Source organism: Mesorhizobium sp. WSM4832, assembly GCF_055811115.1.
This window is the reverse complement of record NZ_JBVVQH010000005.1, coordinates 249216-266894: the sequence shown is the minus strand read 5'-3', so window position 1 is coordinate 266894 and position 17679 is coordinate 249216. Positions and strand designations below refer to the sequence as shown.

At 63.1% G+C, this 17679-nt stretch carries 17 protein-coding genes and 1 pseudogene; 9 read left to right on the top strand and 9 right to left on the bottom strand.

The window, feature by feature from the left end; genetic code table 11:
* Positions 1–4: 4 nt before the first annotated feature.
* From AC0L2L_RS09895 to AC0L2L_RS09880, 4 genes are all read left to right on the top strand, one after another.
* Positions 5–1096: an ABC transporter ATP-binding protein gene (locus tag AC0L2L_RS09895; protein ID WP_473577902.1), complete on the top strand. Its 1092-nt coding sequence runs from the start codon at positions 5–7 to the stop codon at positions 1094–1096.
* A 19-nt stretch (positions 1097–1115) separates the two neighbouring features.
* Entirely contained in the window at positions 1116–2033 is a 918-nt protein-coding gene (locus tag AC0L2L_RS09890) for a carbohydrate ABC transporter permease (protein WP_473577987.1), read from the top strand.
* Positions 2030–2878: a carbohydrate ABC transporter permease gene (locus AC0L2L_RS09885; RefSeq protein ID WP_473577900.1), complete on the top strand. Its 849-nt coding sequence runs from the start codon at positions 2030–2032 to the stop codon at positions 2876–2878. Before AC0L2L_RS09890 ends, AC0L2L_RS09885 begins: the two co-directional genes overlap by 4 nt.
* Positions 2879–2977: 99 nt before the next feature.
* Positions 2978–4291, top strand: coding sequence for an ABC transporter substrate-binding protein (locus tag AC0L2L_RS09880; RefSeq protein WP_473577986.1), 1314 nt, complete (start codon positions 2978–2980; stop codon positions 4289–4291).
* A 173-nt stretch (positions 4292–4464) separates the two neighbouring features.
* On the opposite strand, the pseudogene AC0L2L_RS09875 reads toward AC0L2L_RS09880, so the two are convergent.
* The 9 genes and pseudogenes from AC0L2L_RS09875 to AC0L2L_RS09835 all read right to left on the bottom strand — a co-directional run.
* A pseudogene (locus AC0L2L_RS09875) lies at positions 4465–4650 on the bottom strand (amino acid ABC transporter permease); the annotation flags it as partial.
* A gap of 195 nt (positions 4651–4845) precedes the next feature.
* Positions 4846–5592 (bottom strand): SDR family NAD(P)-dependent oxidoreductase, encoded by a 747-nt coding sequence (locus AC0L2L_RS09870; RefSeq protein ID WP_473577898.1) that lies wholly within the window; start codon positions 5590–5592, stop codon positions 4846–4848.
* Positions 5593–5604: 12 nt separating this feature from the next.
* The gene (locus AC0L2L_RS09865; RefSeq protein ID WP_473577896.1) at positions 5605–6372 is read right to left on the bottom strand and encodes an SDR family NAD(P)-dependent oxidoreductase; all 768 of its coding nucleotides are present in this window, start codon (positions 6370–6372) and stop codon (positions 5605–5607) included.
* Positions 6369–7181 (bottom strand): SDR family NAD(P)-dependent oxidoreductase, encoded by an 813-nt coding sequence (locus tag AC0L2L_RS09860; protein ID WP_473577895.1) that lies wholly within the window; start codon positions 7179–7181, stop codon positions 6369–6371. Before AC0L2L_RS09860 ends, AC0L2L_RS09865 begins: the two co-directional genes overlap by 4 nt.
* Positions 7178–7996, bottom strand: coding sequence for a sugar phosphate isomerase/epimerase family protein (locus AC0L2L_RS09855; protein WP_473577894.1), 819 nt, complete (start codon positions 7994–7996; stop codon positions 7178–7180). The genes AC0L2L_RS09860 and AC0L2L_RS09855 overlap by 4 nt, the downstream gene beginning before the upstream one ends.
* Positions 7993–9042, bottom strand: a complete 1050-nt coding sequence (locus tag AC0L2L_RS09850) for a Gfo/Idh/MocA family protein (RefSeq protein ID WP_473577893.1) — start codon at positions 9040–9042, stop codon at positions 7993–7995. The genes AC0L2L_RS09855 and AC0L2L_RS09850 overlap by 4 nt, the downstream gene beginning before the upstream one ends.
* Positions 9039–10019: a C-terminal binding protein gene (locus AC0L2L_RS09845; protein WP_473577891.1), complete on the bottom strand. Its 981-nt coding sequence runs from the start codon at positions 10017–10019 to the stop codon at positions 9039–9041. The genes AC0L2L_RS09850 and AC0L2L_RS09845 overlap by 4 nt, the downstream gene beginning before the upstream one ends.
* Positions 10019–10801, bottom strand: a complete 783-nt coding sequence (locus AC0L2L_RS09840) for an acetoacetate decarboxylase family protein (protein ID WP_473577889.1) — start codon at positions 10799–10801, stop codon at positions 10019–10021. Before AC0L2L_RS09840 ends, AC0L2L_RS09845 begins: the two co-directional genes overlap by 1 nt.
* Positions 10798–11520: a FadR/GntR family transcriptional regulator gene (locus AC0L2L_RS09835; RefSeq protein ID WP_473577888.1), complete on the bottom strand. Its 723-nt coding sequence runs from the start codon at positions 11518–11520 to the stop codon at positions 10798–10800. Before AC0L2L_RS09835 ends, AC0L2L_RS09840 begins: the two co-directional genes overlap by 4 nt.
* A gap of 141 nt (positions 11521–11661) precedes the next feature.
* On the opposite strand from AC0L2L_RS09835, the gene AC0L2L_RS09830 reads away from it, so the two are divergent.
* The 5 genes from AC0L2L_RS09830 to AC0L2L_RS09810 all read left to right on the top strand — a co-directional run bounded on the left by AC0L2L_RS09830 (position 11662) and on the right by AC0L2L_RS09810 (position 17675).
* Entirely contained in the window at positions 11662–12789 is a 1128-nt protein-coding gene (locus AC0L2L_RS09830) for a mandelate racemase/muconate lactonizing enzyme family protein (RefSeq protein ID WP_473577886.1), read from the top strand.
* 353 nt (positions 12790–13142) lie between these two features.
* Positions 13143–14324 (top strand): sugar ABC transporter substrate-binding protein, encoded by a 1182-nt coding sequence (locus tag AC0L2L_RS09825; RefSeq protein ID WP_473577885.1) that lies wholly within the window; start codon positions 13143–13145, stop codon positions 14322–14324.
* 72 nt (positions 14325–14396) lie between these two features.
* A complete protein-coding gene (locus AC0L2L_RS09820; protein WP_473577884.1) occupies positions 14397–15905 on the top strand; it encodes a sugar ABC transporter ATP-binding protein in 1509 nt (502 codons plus the stop codon).
* Between the two features lie 17 nt (positions 15906–15922).
* A complete protein-coding gene (locus tag AC0L2L_RS09815) occupies positions 15923–16927 on the top strand; it encodes an ABC transporter permease (protein WP_473577882.1) in 1005 nt (334 codons plus the stop codon).
* A 7-nt stretch (positions 16928–16934) separates the two neighbouring features.
* A complete protein-coding gene (locus AC0L2L_RS09810; RefSeq protein ID WP_473577880.1) occupies positions 16935–17675 on the top strand; it encodes a FadR/GntR family transcriptional regulator in 741 nt (246 codons plus the stop codon).
* Positions 17676–17679 lie beyond the last annotated feature (4 nt).

The window sequence follows — 17679 nt, the reverse complement described above, 5'->3', positions numbered from 1 at the left end:
CGACGTGACGGCCGATATCGAAATCAGGAATGTGAGCAAGCACTTCGGCGCCATGTCGGTGCTGGAGGATCTGTCGCTGTCCATCAAGGCACGCGAATTCATCGTGTTCCTTGGACCATCCGGCTGCGGGAAATCGACGCTCCTGCGAATGATCGCTGGGCTCGAAACTGTCGACAGCGGCGAGATCGCCATCAACGACCAGCGCATCGATCATCTGCCGCCGGGCAAGCGCGGCATTGCCATGGTGTTCCAGTCCTATGCGCTTTATCCGCACATGACCGTGCGCGACAACATGGCCTTCGGGCTCGAGAATATCGGCGTATCACGGCAAGTCATCGACGCGCGGATCAACGAAGCCGCGCGCATCCTCGAAATGCCACACTTGCTCGAGCGCAAGCCAGGCCAGCTCTCCGGCGGCCAGCGCCAGCGCGTCGCCATCGGCCGCGCGATCGTCAAGGAGCCGAAGGCCTTCCTGTTCGACGAGCCGCTCTCCAATCTCGATGCGGCTTTGCGCACCCGCACCCGCATCGAGCTTGCCCAGCTCCATCAACGCCTGCAATCGACAATGATCTTCGTCACTCACGATCAGGTCGAGGCAATGACGCTCGCCGACCGTATCGTCGTCATGAACAACCGCAAGATCGAGCAGATCGGCTCTCCCATGGAGATCTACGATCGCCCGGCAACCAAATTCGTCGCGGGCTTCGTCGGTGCGCCGGCGATGAACTTTGTCGATGCGACACTCGACAGATCGGGCGTCAACGCCAAGGTCAAGTTTGCCGGCGGCATGGCGGTCCAGACCGAGATCGGGTCCAATCTGCTGGCCGATGGCAAGTGCACCTTCGGCATCCGTTCGGAGGACGTTCGCATCGTTCCCGCCGGGCAGGGCGATGCCGATGGCGTGGTCGATGTGCTCGAGCGGCTCGGTGAACGCACTTTGATCTACGCAAGGCTGGGCGATGGCCTGCAGATCGTCGGCTCGGATGCCGGCAACAGCCGCGTCGCGATCGGCCACAAGGTCGGGCTCGCCTTCGACGGCAAGAAGTCGCATCTGTTCAACGAGGCTGGCCGCGCCTGGCACGCGGGGGAGGCCTGACATGGCTGACCAGTTGGCGATGCCGCACACCGCGACGCCGGCCGCGAGCCTTAGAACCCCAAGCGCCGATATCTACGCGCCGCAATGGCGAAACGCCATTTTCGTCGCGCCATTCCTGTTCTTCTTCACGACGCTGCTGCTGTTCCCGCTGCTGTGGGGGATCTGGCTGAGCTTCCACAAGGCCGACACGTTCTCGTCCGGAAATTTTGTCGGTCTCGGCAATTACGTCAGGCTCTATCACGACAAGGTCTTCCTGCAATCGATCTGGAACACCTTCTATTTCGTGCTTCTGACGGTGCCGACGCTGGCGCTGATCGGCCTTTTCCTGGCACTTTGCCTCAACCGCCGCACGCGCACCGCAGCGGTGCTGCGGACGCTGTTCTTTTCGTCTTCGGTGCTGTCGGTCACCATCGTCACGCTGATCTGGCGCATCGTCTTCATTCCGAATGTCGGCCTGCTGTCGACGATCTACGGATGGTTCGGCGCGACCGCCCCGGCTTTCATCTCCAATCCCAGCCTTGCGATGATCGGCATCGCCATTGCCACCATCTGGTGGTGTATCGGCCTGCCGATGATGCTCTTTCTATCGGCGCTGCAGCAGATCCCGCGCGATATCTATGAAGCGGCAGCGCTCGACAATGCCAATCGCTGGCAGACGTTGCGCTCGATTACGCTGCCGTCGATCAAACGCACCTTCATCCTGGTAATCATCATCCAGATCGTGCTGCAGTTCCAGCTGTTCGGGCAGGCCTGGCTGATGACGCGCGGCGGTCCGAACAACCTGACCAAGCCGATCGTCCTTTACATCTACGACACCGCGTTTCGTCGCTGGGATCTGGGCATGGGTGCCGCGGCATCGGAAATCCTGTTCATCCTCATCCTGGTCGCGGCCATGGCCCAGTACCTCGTCGCACGCAACAAGGGAGACCGGGCATGAGTATTCCGGCCACTTCCATCAAGGGAAAGGCTTTCGGCGATCGCGTCCTGCTGGTCCTCGTCATCTTGCTGTCGATCGTCATGATCGCGCCGGTCCTGTGGGTCATCGGCCTGTCGCTCAAGGACAATGCCGAGCTGATGGCCGATCCCAATTCCGTGTTTCATGCGCCCTATACGCTGAAGAACTACATCAACACCGTCGGCACCTCGTCGGTGTTCATCTGGGTGCGCAACAGCATCATCGTCTCGGGCGGGTTGACACTCGGTACGCTGATCCTGTCGTCGCTCGCCGGCTACGGCTTTGCACGGCTGAACTTCCCCGGCCGACACATCCTGTTCGTCATCGTGCTTTTCGGTTTGGCGGTCCCCGAACAGGCCGTGCTTGTCGCCCGCCACCAGATCTTCAGCATCCTGAAGTTCCACAACACTTATCCTGGGCTCATCCTCCCGGGCCTGTCGGCTTCGTTCGGCGTCTTCCTGATGACCCAGTACTTCAAGGCCATCCCGAAGGAGCTGGACGAAGCCGCCATGCTGGACAACGCGAGCCGGTTCAGGATTTTCTGGAAAGTGCTTTTGCCGCTCACGGTGCCTGCACAGGCAACCCTCGGCATCTTCACGTTCCTCGGCGCGTGGAACGACTATTTGTGGCCGCTGATCTCGGCGACAAACAAGGATATGTACACGCTGACCGTCGGCATGGCCTCGACGCAGACCAATTTCGCCCAGTCCGAAGGCATCGGCTTCCTGATGGCGCAGGCCGTGTTCGCCGGCGCGCCAATCCTGATCGTCTACCTCTTTTTCCAGAAATACATCGTCACGGCCGTCTCTGGCGCCGCGGTGAGATAACGAAAATTGCCCAGTGGCGGAGGAGCGCGCCGCAGCGATTGAAGCATAGCCAGTCCAGGGTGGAATGGCCGAAACTCAGTAGGAGGAACTGACATGATAATGAGGAAAATGCTGTTTGCCGCAGTCTCTGCCGGCGCAATGGCGACCGCAAGCCCAAGCCTTGCAGCGACGGAACTGACCGTACAGCGCTTTTTCGGTGCTTGCGACGCCGATTTCGGCACCAACACCGATGTCGGCAAGGCCGTCGGCGAATGCGGCATCATCACCTCGCTGATCAACAAGTTCAACGCCGACAATCCTGATGTGCATGTCAGCGTCACCACCGTGGAATGGCCGGGCTATGACCAGCTGACCGCGCAGTTCGCCTCCGGCGACGCTCCGGATGTCGTCACGATCCATGAATCCGCGCTTTCGGACTATCAGTCCAAGGGACTGTTGATGCCGCTCGACGATCTCTTGAAGTCCGTCGGCGTGACACCTGATGCCTTCACGGACGCGGCGCGCACCGGCGCCACCAAGGACGGCAAGATCTACGGCCTGCCGATCGACAGCTGGACGATGCTCTATCACATCAACATGGACCTCTTCAAACAAGCCGACCTCGTCAACGCCGACGGCACACCGATCCTGCCGAAGTCGCCGGAGGAACTGCTCGCCCAGGCCGAGCAGTTCAAGCAGAAGACCGGCAAGCCTTATTTCGTTCAGAATCTGGCCAATGAGACTGCGCTCTACACGCGCAATCTCTACACCTATCTCTTCCAGCAGAACTCCGACTTCTTCGCCGATCCGAAGCATGTGAAGCTGAATACGCCGGAAGCCAAGAAGGTCGTCGAGATGTACAAGGCGATCTTCGACAAGGACTACACCACCAAGGATCTCGACTACGGCGGCGCGATCAATGCTTTCCTTGCTGGTGAGGGCGGCGTCCAGCTTAACGGCACGTGGGTCGTCGGTGACAACAACGCCCAGTCTCAAACCAAGGGTACCGCGCTCAACAAGGGCGGCTATGCGGTCTACCCGTATCCGCAACTGTTTGGCGGAGCCCACGCGCAATATGCGGACGGCCACACCTGGGCAGTCTCGCAGAAGGACCGCACCCCTGAACAGACCGCGGCCATCGGCAAGTTCCTGAAGTTCTTCGCGGACAATGACTTCGATTGGTCGCGCACAGGTCACCTGCCGGCATACAAGGCCATCATCAGTTCGGACGCCTTCAAGGCTCTGCCGCATCGAAACACGATCGCCGCGGTCGCCGATCTCGGCAAGCCGTTGCCGTCTGCCGTGCAGCGCCAGTTTGCGATCCAGGACATTATCGGCGAAGAGATGAGCGCTGCAATCACCGGCCAGAAGGACGTCGATGCCGCGCTTTCCGACATGGAAAGCCGCATCAACGAATTGCTTGCCAACATCTGACCACAGGTTCCCAGGGAGTTCTCCCATAGCCCCGCGGCTGGAAACGGTCGTGGGGCTTTTCCGTCAGATGATGAAGTGAGACCATCGATTGCGTCCTTCTCATCCCCAAAGAACTGCCTCCCAGGTGCGGCTCGATATCCGAAGCTTGGCGGTCCTGTCCCACATGCCCGCCCTCATGTCCGCACCGTGAGGGATTGCTCAAACCTGTCGGCGCTCTGTGTGACGATAGAGGCGATCGCCATGTAGATCACGACAGCGGAGGCTTTGAGGTAGTAGAAGCTCTGCGCCGCAGTCAGTTGGGACTGCGCGAATATATCGACGATCTCGATCGCGAACCCAAGTGAAAGCGCCCTCGTGATGATCATCATCGCGAATCTTCGCGAACCAACGTTTCTATCAATTGTGCCTTAGCAGGCTGCTGCAAAAATCGCGTTTGGCGATGTTTTGTGATTAACTTCGGTTGACGCGCGGACGCCGTTAACGCGGAGTGGCATGACTCGGAATGTCTGCAGCCGGTGCGGTTGCGGGCATCTCGTATCCAACGTCCTTCGGAGCTAATAGGTGGCGCGGCCACCTGAGAGATCGAATACCGATGCGGTGGTGAAGCTATTTTCCTTCGAGACCAGCCAGGCGACCATGTTTGCCGCCTCGTCGACTTCCAGGAACCGCGCGCGTGGGATCTTGGACAGCATGTAGTCGATATGTTCCTGCTTCATCTGGTCGAAGATCGGCGTGCGCGCCGCGGCCGGCGTGATGCAGTTGACCGCGATGTCGTAGCCGGCAAGCTCCTTGCCCAGTGATTTGGTCAGCCCGATGACGCCTGCCTTGGATGCCGAGTAGGCCGAAGCGTTGGGATTGCCTTCCTTGCCGGCGATTGAGGCGATGTTGACGATGCGGCCGTAATTGCGCGCCTTCATGGCTGGCACGACGGCGCGGTTGACGTGAAAAGTTCCGTTGAGGTTGATATCGATGACGTGCCGCCAGGCGTCCAGCGGATACGCATCGAGCGTATGATTGGGTCCGGCGATCCCCGCCGAATTGACCAGGATCGAGACGCCCCCGATTTCGCTTTCGGTACGGGCGTGTGCGGCAAGCACCGCCTCGGCATCGGTGATGTCGACCAGGACTGCCTTGGCTGAATCGCCGAGCTCGCCAACCGCTGCCTCCAGGCCTGCCTGATTCATGTCCCACAGGCTCACCCTTGCGCCGGATGCGATCATCCGCCTGGCAAAGGCCAGGCCCAGCCCTTGCGCTCCGCCGGTCACGACAGCAACCTGTCCCTCAAGGTCGATGTTGTTCATTCCATTCAATCCTTAGCGTTGTTCGAAATCTGCAGCCACACGTTCCTGCAGCCCCGGCTGCCGCACATCGACATAGTCGCCGGCAAGGTCGTCGGCCAAACCGGTTGCAAGCCAGGCGATCATCTGCGCCGCGCGCTCCGGCGGGTCCAGGTTTTCCCGTGGAATTTCCGAGACCGCATTGATCCTGGCGTCGCGGATGGCGGCCTGCATGCCAGTGTCGACGAGTCCCGGGGCAAGGGCGAATCCCAAAATGCCGGTGGCCTCGCCCTCGAGCGCGATCGACCTGGTCAACATCAACAATGCTGCCTTGGAGGCGCAATAGGCGGCCCAGCCGGACATGGCGCGGGTTGCCGCGCCGCTGACGATATTGACGATACGGCCGCCGCCAAAACGCGGCCAGAGCGCCGCGGTCAAGGCGGCCGGACCGCTGACATTGAGGGTCAGCGCGGCGTCGAAGGCCCTGGCGTCAAGTTCGGCCAGGCGCGTCATCGGCGCGATGGTGGCGGCGTTGTTGACGAGGATGTCGATCCGCCCATGGAGTTCGAGTGCCTTGGCGACGCGATGCGGGATCGTCCCCAGATCCGCGACGTCGAGCATGAAATCCGACGCCACGCCGCCAGTCACTGTGACGGCATCGACAACCCCGCTGCAATCTCCGGCGTGGCGTCCGGAGGCAATGACGGTGGCGCCAAGCTTGGCCAGCGCGACCACCGTCGCGGCACCAAGTCCCGTTCGCGCGCCGGTGACCAGCGCGACTTTACCCTGCAGCAGACGCCTCATTTCGACGGCCCTCGCAAACCGGCCTCGCGCACCGCATCGGCGGTGGGGGTCGCGGCATAGGCTTGGAAGCCGCCGGTGACGTTGATCAGCTCGCCCGTCACGAAGCTGGCGTCCGGTCCCATCAGCCACGCCACCGCGCCGGCCACGTCCTCCGGTTTGCACCAGCGGTGCAGCGGGATGGTCGCGACCACATCCGCCTCGAACTCCTCCCAGCGTTTGCCGAGCTTTTCGGCCTTTTGGCGGAACAGTGCTTCCATGCCCGTGCCCGGCCCGACATGCCCCGGCGCGACCGCGTTGACGCGCACACCGCTCGATGCCATCTCGATGGCCAGGCACTGGGTGAGCCCCCAGATGGCGTTCTTCGATGCGATATAGGCTGACGAGAACGGGTTGCCGAAGCCGAGCTTGGTGGCGATGTTGACGATCTGGCCGGCCCGCTGCGTCGCCATGATGCGCGCTGCTTCGCGGCACATCAAAAAGGTGCCGCGGTTGTTGATGCGGAAGATGCGGTCCCAATCGTCGATTGCTGTCTCAACGACCAACGCCTGCATGTGGACGCCGGCATTGTTGACCAGGCCGAGGAGCCCGCCATGCCGGTCGGCGACGGCCTTCACGCCCGCGACCACCGAGGCTTCGTCGCCAATGTCGATGACTTCGAAATCGCAGCCAACGGCCTTTGCGACGGCCTCGGCGGCGGCGCCGTCACGGTCGGCGATGACGACGCGATAGCCGTCTTTGCAGAGCCGCGCCGCAATGGCACGGCCGATGCCGCCGGCCCCGCCGGTGACGATGATGGCACCCGAACTCATGCGGCACTCCAGGCGCGAAACAGATCGCGCATCTTTACGGTTTCCGTCAAGACATCGTCATGCAGAGTGTCGAAATAACCCTGGTGCACATATTCGCAAGCCAGCCAGCCACTGAAACCGGCATCGCGAAAAGTCGAGAACATCGCCGGGAAGTTGAGCGTTCCTTCGTCGAGCTTGGTCTGCAGCGCGCCGGGACGGGCCTGGCGCAAATGCGCGTGCCCGAACCACGGTGCAAGCGCGTCGATCTCCTCTTGCCGGTATCCGGAAACGGCGAAATGCGCATAGTCGATGGCAAGCTTCACGCCCGCCGCCCGTTCGCACATTTCAGCTGTCATCGCCGGGCTCTCGAGATAGGAGTGAACATGCGGCTCGACGCAGACACTCACCCCGGTGGGCGCCGCGGCATCGAGCAGGGGTCTCAGCGATTCCACCGTCTCCGCGAGCGCCTGCGTGCGGCTTTGCGCGCCATTGATGACGCCAGGCAGGATGAACACCGTCGGCGACCCGACCGCGACGCAGAATTTCAGCGCCTGTTGGAAGTCGGCGAGGTTTTCCCGGCGATGCGCGGGACTGGCGAGGTTCCGATCCGCAACGGAATTGCCGAAGAGATGGTAGAGGTTCGACACGGCGACCGGCGAAGCTTTGCGGATCTCCTCGCCATAGGCCTCGGGCTCTCGGAGCAGCCGTGCCTTGTCCAGCGCCGAGCGATAGAAATAACCGACATCGATGGCTTCGATGCCAAGCACCTTGGCAAGCCCGCCGACCTCGTCAAGCGTGAGCTGCGGAAACGACCAACTGGTAACGCTGAGCCTCATTCTACCTCCTCCATCCGACCGCTGCGCGCCGAACGGTACATTGCGTCGAGCAGCACGGCTGAGCGCATTCCGACGATGCCGTCGGCCGGGTTTGCTGCATCGACGCCACGACAGAGATCGACCAGAAGGGTGATCGGCGCCACCACCTCATAGTCGCCGGCGTTGGCGCCGAGTTCGGCGATGTGGGAGTTGCCGTCGTGCCGTATGGCTTCGACACGGGCGCGTTCGATGTCGAACAAGAGCATGCCTTTGCTGCCGAAAATGCGGATGTCGATCTGATAGCCGCGCGATTTCGGCACCGTCGCCGCGCCGGAAAGCGCCATCGTCGCGCCGTTCGAAAACTCGACCACCGCCGCATCGTAATAGTCGACGCCAGCCGGCGACAAGCCGGTCCTGGCAAAGACCCGGACGGGATCGAGATCGACCATGCGGAACAGGGCGCCGAGCCCATGCGTCAGCTGACCCCAGCCATAGCCGCCCGACTTCTTCGGATCGGCCCAGGTGGAGACGGGCGGGCGGAACAGATGATCCCTGGTCTCGATCATCGGCTCGCCGCCAAACAGGTCGGCCAGCGCCGAGGCCATCTGCGCCACGACGTGACGGACCTCGCCGATCCAGCCGTCGGCGATGAGGCGTCGGGCCTGTTCGACGATGGGCTTGAAGTTCCAGCCGTAGGGCAGGACGATCTTGGCGCCGTTGGCCTGCGCCAGGGCGACCAGCGCCCGTGCGTCCGAGGCCGAGGTCGCCATCGGCTTTTCGATCAGCGTGTGCAGGCCCCTGGAGAGCGCCAGCCGGGCATGCTCCGCATGCAGCGTATGCGGCGACGCCACCACCACGCCGTGCAGGTTTTCCGTAGCCAGCATCTCGGCTGCATCGAAATAAGGCCTCACGCCGGGAAACGTCGACACCAGCTTTTCCATGCCGTCGGCATCGGGACGATTGACCGCGACGATGCCGACATGCGGATTGTCGCGCAGTGCCGGAATGTGGCCGAGCGACGCCCACCAGCCGGCGCCGATGACACCGATGTTGATCTTGTCTGTCATCGGCTGCCTCCCATGGCCGCGATTGATCCGGGCACCGGCTTGCGCAACGGCCGGCCGGCCAGATGGGCCGCGATATCGTCGGCCACCAATTGCTGCAACCGGGTGATCGCTTGCCCCGAATACCATGCCGCGTGCGGGGTCAGGATCAGGTTGGGCGCGTCGCGAAGCGGCGAGCCCAGCGGCAACGGCTCGGTGACGAAGACATCGAGCGCAGCGCCGGCGATACGGCCGGCCTTCAGCGCTGCGGCCAGCGCTGCTTCGTCGATGAGCGTGCCGCGTGCGGTGTTGACGATTACGGCGGTTGGCTTCATGCGCGCAAGCCGCTCGGCATTGACGAAGCCGATGGTTTGCGGCGTCGCCGGCGCGTGCAGGCTGAGCACGTCGGCCTGCTCCACCAATTCGCTCGCCGAAACACGCTCGACGCCGCGTGAGGCAGCCATATCCTGGTCCAGCATCGGATCGGTCACGATAAAGCGAAATCCGGACGGCGACAGCCGCCTCAGCACGGCGCGGCCAATATGGCCGAGGCCGAGGAAGCCGATTGTCGTCTCGGCATAGGCGGGCAGCGGCGCCGCGACCTTGACCGCCGCCCATTCGTCGCGCCGCACGCTTGCGTCGAGCTGCCGCAGTTTGCGTAACTGCGCCAGGATGAGTGCGGTGGTGTGGTCCGCGACCTCGTCAAGGCAGTAGTCGGGCACATAGCTCGCCGGCATGGCGCGGTCGTTGGCGGCTTCGATGTCGATGTTGTCGAAGCCGATGCCATAGCGGATCACCGCGGCACCCGGCGCCAGCGCGTCGATCGCCTTGCGGCCGAGCGGCGCGAATTGCACCACGACGACATCGGCACCCCTGACCGCTTCGACCACATCGTCCGATGTCTTGCATTGAAACGCGGAAAATTCCGCACCGCCGGCCCTCGCGGCTTCCGCCTCCGCGTCGAGCGCCGGGAATGTGTAATCGGTCACCACCACGCGCATCAGGCACCCGTTTCGAGATAATCGTGCACGATCTCGCCCGGCACCAATGTGAAGTCGGCGCGCCAGTGGAAGGCCTCGATGGGCTCGACCGCCGGCAGCCGGAACACCGGAGCCTGGGCGTTTGGCCTGAGCTCGACAGTGGCCGGCCCGCGCCAGCACTCGTGCACGACCACGTCGGTGAGCTTGCGCGAGGTGATCTGGCGGATCGCCGGCGTGCCGTCGATCTGGTCGATCGCCTTGAGGTTCAGATTGGTGCTGAAGTCGAAATGACGGCGCATCTCGGCGGGATCGGCCTGCCTCTGCTTGTAAGGCGCGGTCACCGTGATGATGTCGATGCCGTTGCGCTCGACGCCGCCGACTACCAGGTCGCCGCGCAGATCGAAGAACGGATGGGCGAGTTTCTTGGGCTGCCCGTGCACCTCGCGTCCGTGCGCGACGCCGCCATCCGAGGCCAGGAACAGATACGGCGAATAGGCGCCGCTTCTGCCGTTCGGCAGCTTGGCGCCGAACATGACATTGGCTTCGTGGTAGGGGCCGAGCCAGCTCGTATCATTCATCTTGTAGATGTGGATGCAGACGACATCGCCGACGGCTTCCACCGGCGGTGGTGCCAGAAAGCGCATTGCGCCGGGATCGGTTCGCCAGAACACCGTCAGGATTTCCGCGTTGCGGAAGGCGAACGGGAATGGCGGGATGAAGGGCGCATCCCATGGCGTGGAGAAGCCGCCTTGCCTGATATTCGCCTCGGTGACCTTCGAAAGGCCCCAGCGCCGCTCGGTCATTGTTTTGCCCTCACCGAAGCCTGGGTGGATTGCAGCACGTGCTCCATATGCGTGACCATCGCGGCACGGGCGGCCGTTGCGTTGTGCGCTCGCAGCGCCGCCACGATCGCCTTGTGGTCGTCGATCGAGGTGGAAATGACATTGGCTGTTTCCGACGCGATCTTGCGGAATTCCTGGCCAAGCACGTTGAGGCTTTGCGCGGCACGGGCCAGGAATTCGTTGCCGCCAAGCTCGCCAAGCCGGCGATGGAATGCGGTGTCGAGATCGCGATACGTCGCCGGATCGTCCTTGGCTCCCGCCTGTTTCTCGACCAGGGTTGCGAGTTCATCGAACGCCGCCTCGTCGCCGCGCTCGGCTGCAAGCGCTGCGATCTGGCCTTCGATCAGGCTGCGCGCCTCGTAGAGTTTTTCCACTTCGGTGGCGCGCAGCGTCAGGAAGAAGGTGAGCGGCGCAAGCAGGTCGGCAGCCTCGAGCTGGGACACAAACACGCCGCCGCCATGGCGAACCTCGATGACACCGAGAACAGCCAGCGCGCGCAGCGCTTCGCGCAGTGTCGGCCGCGACACGTTGAAGGTTTCGGCCAGCTTGCGCTCCGCCGGCAATTGGTCGCCCGGCTTCAAATTGCCGGCCGTCACCATGCCCAGGATGCGGGCAACGAGCAGTTCCGTAAGGCCTGCCCGCTTCAGCGGCATCTCATGGCTGAAGTCGCTTATCGCCACATGTCCTCCTCCGCCACTCACACGATCCTCTATCAAAAATGGCCAAGTGGCCTGACCACTTCTTGACGTAACAGTCCGGCCGGTGTTAGTCAACGTCGCAACAAAGGCTACCGGCGGCGCTTTCTTGCGGAGGAAATTTCCATGCGGCTCGGCCCGATCCGAACCTATGTCATCCGTTATTCCGACACCAATGATCACGGCAATTGGCGGCAGACCGTGCTTGTGCGCGTGGAAACCACGGATGGCGCCGTTGGCTGGGGCGAAGGCATCGCCATGTGGCCGGAGGCCTGCTGGGCAACCAAGCTGTTGGTCGACGGCGGCTTTGGTCCGCTGTTGCAGCAGGCCGGCGAACTCACCATCGAGGAAGCCTGGACCATGATGCGCAAGCACGCCTGGTGGTACGGCGAGGGCGGTGTCGCCTGCTTTGCCTATTCCGCGCTCGACATGGCGCTGTGGGACATCCAGGGCAAGCTCGAAGGCAAGCCGGTCTATGAACTGCTCGGCGGCAAGAAGCACGACAGCCTTCCTGCCTATGCCTGCAACCACGTCAACAAGGCAACGAACGCGTTGAACATTGCCGAAGTGGTCGGCTTCAAGGAGCAAGGTTTTTCCGGCTGCAAGCTCGGTTTTGCCAAGCGCGGCCTTTCCGACATCGGCAAGGATCCGGACAACGACGTCGCCTTTGTCGGCGCCTTGCGTGCCGCTCTTGGCGATATCTTCGATATCGTCGTCGATGCCGGCAACGGCGTGGATTGGGATCGCGATACCGGCATCAGCACGGCGCGCCGCATGGCCGAGCACAATATCGGCTGGCTCGAGGAGCCGTTCTATCCAACCCGGATCGAGGACTATCGCGCCCTGAAGAACGCGCTGCCTCGGCTGCCGATCGGCACCGGCGAGCGCGAGTTCACCGTGTCGGGCTACAAGCGGCTGATCGAAACCGGGACGGTGGACATTCTTGGCGTCGATCCGGCGCGCTCGGAAGGCATTACCGGGTTCCGCAAGATCGACGATCTCTGCGGCGCGGCCGGTATCACCATCAACGCGCATGCCTGGAGCACGGCAATCCTCACGGCGGCGAGCCTGCAGCTGTCGATCGCCTCGCCGAACGCCCGGCTGATCGAGCTGAAGCCGTTCCGCGTCTCGGTCCAGACAGAACTGGTCGACAAGCCGATCTGGCACGAGGACGGCGTGGTGCATGCGCCTGGCGGACCAGGCCTCGGCATCGAGGTGGACGAGAAAATGGTCGAGAGGCTGGTACTGCGTTAACACACCGATCTCAGCTCCACATCGAACAGTTTGGCGACCCGCCGTAGCGCTTCGACCCAATGCCCTGGAGCCATGACGCCGTGATGCGTCGGACCTTGCTCGGCCCATGCATTGACGAAGCCGCGCAGCCCTGGCGGAAAGCGGACCCGGCAATTGGTGTCGCGCGATGATGCCGATGCGCGGCCTTGCCGTGAGCGACAAGAAACTCCTCCCTCGAATTTTTCAACGGCTACCACTTCGCAACTTGACTGACAAGTTGCGAAGTGACATTTTGCCACCACCGTGAGAGCGCCGGCAGAGGAGCTGTCCGGCAACAACGGGCGGCGGTCGCCGCATTTGGGAGGATTACCGAGATGAAAGCATTCGCCAGGGCGCTCGCGCTCGGCGTGGCAGCGAGCGTGTTGTTTGGCGCCGCTGCCTTCGCTGAAGATTTCCACGGCTTCGATTCCGCCAATTATGACGGCAAGCGCCTCAGCGCCGAGCAGTATGCGGCGATGGTCAAGGACGCCACCGCGGTGAAGCCGCCGCGCAATGGCAAGAAATATGTCATCGGTTTCGCCAACCTGCAGCGCGACATCACCTTTGGTGTCGTGGTGGAGAAGTCGATCCAGGCGAATGCCGATCTCGCCGGCGTCGACCTTTTGGTCGCCGACAACCGTCTCGACGGGCCGACCGCGCTCGCCAACGCCCAGAGCTTCGTCCAGCGCCAGGTCGACTACGTCATCGAATTCCAGACCGATAGCAATTTCGGCCAGACCGTGATGAACGTCTTCAACGACGACGGCGTCAAGGTCGTCGCCATCGACATTCCGATGCCGGGCTCCACCTTCTTCGGCGCCAACAATCCGAAATCGGGCTACATGTCCGGGTCTTATCTCGGCCAGGCGGCGATCGCCAAATTCGGCAAGGACAAGGCGATGCAGGGCTATTTCGTCGTCGGCGAACTGCCGCAGTCCGGCTCCATCCCCAAAATGCGCACCGAAGGCCAGGTCAACGGCTTCCTCTCCGCGCTGCCGGAATTCGACAAGACCAAGATGCTGCGCATCGACACCAAGAACACGCAGCAGGAATCCTTCGCTCAGATGACCAATGTGCTTGGACGCATTCCCGATGGCGTGCCGATCATGATCACCGCCATCAACGACCAGTCGGCAATCGGCATGCTGCGCGCAGTGCAGCAAGCGGGCCGCCAAGCCGATGTCGTGGTCGTCGGCAATGGCGCCGACGAAACCAAGGCGCTGAGCGAAGAGCCCGACCTGGTCGCCGCGACCGGCTATTTCCCGGAAAATTACGGCAACTACCTGATCCCGATCGCGCTCTCCTCGCTCGCCGGCAAGACCTTGCCGCCGGCCGTGCTGGTCAACCACGTGATGATCAACAAGGCCAATCTCTGTCAGTATTACGCCGACTATAAATGTGCCGGTAAGGCCGACTTCGAGTACACTTTCCCGCAGGAGGCGTTCTCGGCCTATCTGACCGAGCTGCGCAAGGAGGATTTCCTGAAGGGTTTCGAGGACCTCGTCCCAGCCAAGTAAGTCGAGCAGTCGCCGGGGCGCGCCATCCGGCGTCGCCCCGGCGCATCAATCTACCCAACATCCGTGGTGGCAATGGCCAACAATCGCATCCTGGACATGAATGGCATCGGCAAGGCATTCGGCGGAGTGCCGGTGCTTGCCGACGTGCACTTCCACCTCGATGCCGGTGAAGTGGTCGCACTGCTCGGCGCCAACGGTGCCGGCAAGTCGACCTTGATGAAGATCCTGTCCGGCAATTACAGCCGCGACGCTGGAACCATTGCGATCAACGGCCGCGATCAGGATCTCAAATCGCCCGCCGATGCACTGGCGCTCGGTATCCGCATGCTGCCGCAGGAACTGTCGGTCTTCCCCGACCTCACGGTCGCTGAAAACATCATGATCGGCGCGCTGCCCAAGAACGGCATGCATGTCGACCGCCGCGCCATGGAGGTGCGGGCGACAGCACTTCTTGAGCGCATGGGCCTCGACTGGTTGTCGCCGCGCACCCGCATGGGCGCGCTGTCGCATCACGTGCAGCGCATCGTCGAGATCGCTCGTGCCATGAACGGCGAGGCGCGCGTCCTGATCATGGACGAGCCGACCGCCTCGCTTGCCGCCGACGAGGTGCAGATGCTGTTCGGCATCATCCGCCGGTTGCGGGCCGACGGCATCTCGATCATCTACATCTCACACTATCTCAAGGAAGTGTTTGCCGTTTCCGGACGCATTGCCGTGCTGCGCGACGGCCGCAACGCCGGCGATTTCACCACCGCGAACACCAATGTCGATGAAGTGCTGCATGCCATTATCGGCAACCGCGTTGGCGATCTCTATCCGGCATTCTCGGCCAATGCGGCACCCGCCGCCGATGTCGTGAGGGTCGAAGGGCTGAGCGTCGAAGGCTGGCTGCGCGGGGTCGACTTCACCGTGCGGGGCGGCTCCATCACGGGAGTGCACGGCTTGATCGGTTCCGGCGTGGAAATGATCGGACGGGCGCTATTTGGCGCGGCACCTCGAACGCGCGTCGGGCGTGTCGAGATCGATGGCAAACCCTATCAGGTCTCTACCCCCGGCAAGGCGGTGGAAGCAGGGCTCGGCCTCGTAGCCGCCGAGCGCAAGCGCGAGGGCATCGTCGCCATGCTGTCCCTGCGCGAGAACATGTCGCTCGCCAACATGCCGCTATTCACCAAGGGGCTGTCTGTCGACCGCAAGAAAGAGGCGACCACCACCGCCGAGTGGATCCGGCGGCTCTCGATCCGCGCCCGCAATGCCGAACAGCCGATCGGCACGCTTTCCGGCGGCAACCAGCAAAAGGTCTGCCTGGCGCGCTGGCTGCTTGGCGACCTCAAGGTGCTCATTCTCGAGGAGCCGACGCGCGGCGTCGATATCGGCGCACGCCAGGAGATCTATCGCCAGATTCGCCAGCTCGCCGATGCCGGCCTTGGCATTCTGCTGATCTCTTCCGATGCCGAGGAGGTCGCCGGCCTTGCCGACCGTTCCATCGCGCTGGCGTCGGGGCGGGTCACCGAAGTTTTCGAACAGCCGACGGAAGCGTCGGCGCTGATGAGCGCGGCAAGCAAGTCCGCCGCCGCGGCCTGATTTTGCAGGAGCCTCGCATGTCCCAGACCACCGTCAGCACCGCGCCAACGCCGGCAGTCCGCAATCGGCCGAAAAACCTGCTTGGCCATGCCTGGGCCGGCGTTGCGATGCTGCTCGCCTTCTATCTTATCCTGGTGGCTATCTTCACGGTGCTGTCGCCGTTCTTCCTGACCGTCAAGAATCTGCTTTCGATCGGCTCCAACATGGCTTTCATCGGCCTGATGGCGGCGGCCGGCACGCCGTTGATCATCGCCGGCGGCCTCGATCTTTCGGTGGCGGCGGTGGCCGGCATTTCCGGCGTCATCGTCGCCATGTGCTATGCGGCCGGCATCGACATCTGGCTCGCCTGCCTGATCGCCATCCTCGCGGGCGGATTGATCGGCGCCGGCAATGGCGCGCTGACCAACGGCCTCAAGCTCAACCCCTTCATCGTCACCTTGGGCACCATGTCGATCATCACCGGTGCCTCGCTGGTGCTCACCGGCGGTCTGACACAGCCCTTGATGATCCCTGGGTTCAACTGGATCGGCTCGGGCAAGATCGGCGGTTCGGGCGGCATTCCGGTGCCGCTCATCATCATGCTGGTGGTTTACTTCCTGGCGTGGTGGGTGATGGCCTTCACGCCATTCGGTCGCTACATCTACGCCTCCGGCGGCAATCCGGAGGCCTCGCGCATGCTCGGCATTCCGGTCGACCGCACCCAGATCCTGCTCTACGTGGCCTCCGGGCTCGCCGGCGCGCTGGCGGGCGTCATCGTCGCGGCGATGCTTGGCGCGGCGGCGCCGGATTCGGTCGGCAAGCATCTGCTCACCGTCATCGCGGCGATCATCCTTGGCGGCACATCGCTGTTCGGCGGACGCGGCTCGGTGTGGGGCACGCTGCTTGCGGTGCTGATCCTCGGCACGCTGAACAACGGCCTCACCCTTCTCAATGTCTCGAGCTTCTGGCAGGACGTCACCAAGGGAGCGGTTCTGCTGCTCGCCGTGGGTCTCGACCAGTTGCGCGTCCGCTCCCAAGCTTGAGGGTAAAATGGGTCCACTCGACAAACTGCAGCCGATCGACATCACGCCTTCCGCCTCGGAGAAAGTGGCGGAGCGGCTGATGAGGCTGATCGCGTCCGGCAACATCGCCCCGGGCGACAAGCTGCCAAGTGAAAACGAGCTCGCCAAGGCCCTGCATGTCTCGCGGCCCGTGGTGCGCGAGGCGCTGCGCGGCATGACGATGATGGGGGTCGTGCAGACGCGGCAGGGCGGCGGCTCCTACGTCACCGACCTGAAGCCCAACCGGCTGATGGCGCCGCTCTCCTTCGTGCTGAGCCTCCAGGACTACAGCCTGGAAAGCCTGTTCACCGCCCGAACCGTCATCGATGGCGGCCTGGCCGCGGAGGCGGCGCGCTATGTCACGGCCGCGCAACTCGAACGCTTCGCCGAACTGGTCGAGGTGGCCTATCGAACCGTCGGCGATGCGGTCGCATTCCGCGTTGCCGATGTCGAGTTCCACGAACTGATCGGCACCGCGGCCAACAACGCCTTTCTCGATCAGGTCTCGCGCTCGCTCTACAGCCTCGCCGTCGACCAGCGCAGGAAGGCGTCCGAAATACCGGGCGTGCTCGACCAGTCGGCCAGGGATCACGACGCCATCGTCAGCGCTCTGGCGGCGCATGACCCGAAAGCTGCCGAAGCGGCGATGGCCGCGCACGTTGCGCATATCCGCAAGACGACACTCGACGTGCTCGCCGGCGCCGATCCGATCCCGTTCCGTATTCGCTAGGGCT

Bases quoted from the DNA above. Each gene is read 5' to 3' on its own strand.
- AC0L2L_RS09815 (WP_473577882.1), top strand. From the start codon at position 15,923: ATGTCCCAGACCACCGTCAGCACCGCGCCAACGCCGGCAGTCCGCAAT.
- AC0L2L_RS09810 (WP_473577880.1), top strand. From the start codon at position 16,935: ATGGGTCCACTCGACAAACTGCAGCCGATCGACATCACGCCTTCCGCC.
- AC0L2L_RS09830 (WP_473577886.1), top strand. From the start codon at position 11,662: ATGCGGCTCGGCCCGATCCGAACCTATGTCATCCGTTATTCCGACACC.
- AC0L2L_RS09825 (WP_473577885.1), top strand. From the start codon at position 13,143: ATGAAAGCATTCGCCAGGGCGCTCGCGCTCGGCGTGGCAGCGAGCGTG.
- AC0L2L_RS09880 (WP_473577986.1), top strand. From the start codon at position 2,978: ATGAGGAAAATGCTGTTTGCCGCAGTCTCTGCCGGCGCAATGGCGACC.
- AC0L2L_RS09820 (WP_473577884.1), top strand. From the start codon at position 14,397: ATGGCCAACAATCGCATCCTGGACATGAATGGCATCGGCAAGGCATTC.
- AC0L2L_RS09870 (WP_473577898.1), bottom strand. From the start codon at position 5,592: ATGAACAACATCGACCTTGAGGGACAGGTTGCTGTCGTGACCGGCGGA.
- AC0L2L_RS09845 (WP_473577891.1), bottom strand. From the start codon at position 10,019: ATGCGCGTGGTGGTGACCGATTACACATTCCCGGCGCTCGACGCGGAG.
- AC0L2L_RS09840 (WP_473577889.1), bottom strand. From the start codon at position 10,801: ATGACCGAGCGGCGCTGGGGCCTTTCGAAGGTCACCGAGGCGAATATC.
- AC0L2L_RS09850 (WP_473577893.1), bottom strand. From the start codon at position 9,042: ATGACAGACAAGATCAACATCGGTGTCATCGGCGCCGGCTGGTGGGCG.
- AC0L2L_RS09890 (WP_473577987.1), top strand. From the start codon at position 1,116: ATGCCGCACACCGCGACGCCGGCCGCGAGCCTTAGAACCCCAAGCGCC.
- AC0L2L_RS09855 (WP_473577894.1), bottom strand. From the start codon at position 7,996: ATGAGGCTCAGCGTTACCAGTTGGTCGTTTCCGCAGCTCACGCTTGAC.
- AC0L2L_RS09860 (WP_473577895.1), bottom strand. From the start codon at position 7,181: ATGAGTTCGGGTGCCATCATCGTCACCGGCGGGGCCGGCGGCATCGGC.
- AC0L2L_RS09865 (WP_473577896.1), bottom strand. From the start codon at position 6,372: ATGAGGCGTCTGCTGCAGGGTAAAGTCGCGCTGGTCACCGGCGCGCGA.
- AC0L2L_RS09885 (WP_473577900.1), top strand. From the start codon at position 2,030: ATGAGTATTCCGGCCACTTCCATCAAGGGAAAGGCTTTCGGCGATCGC.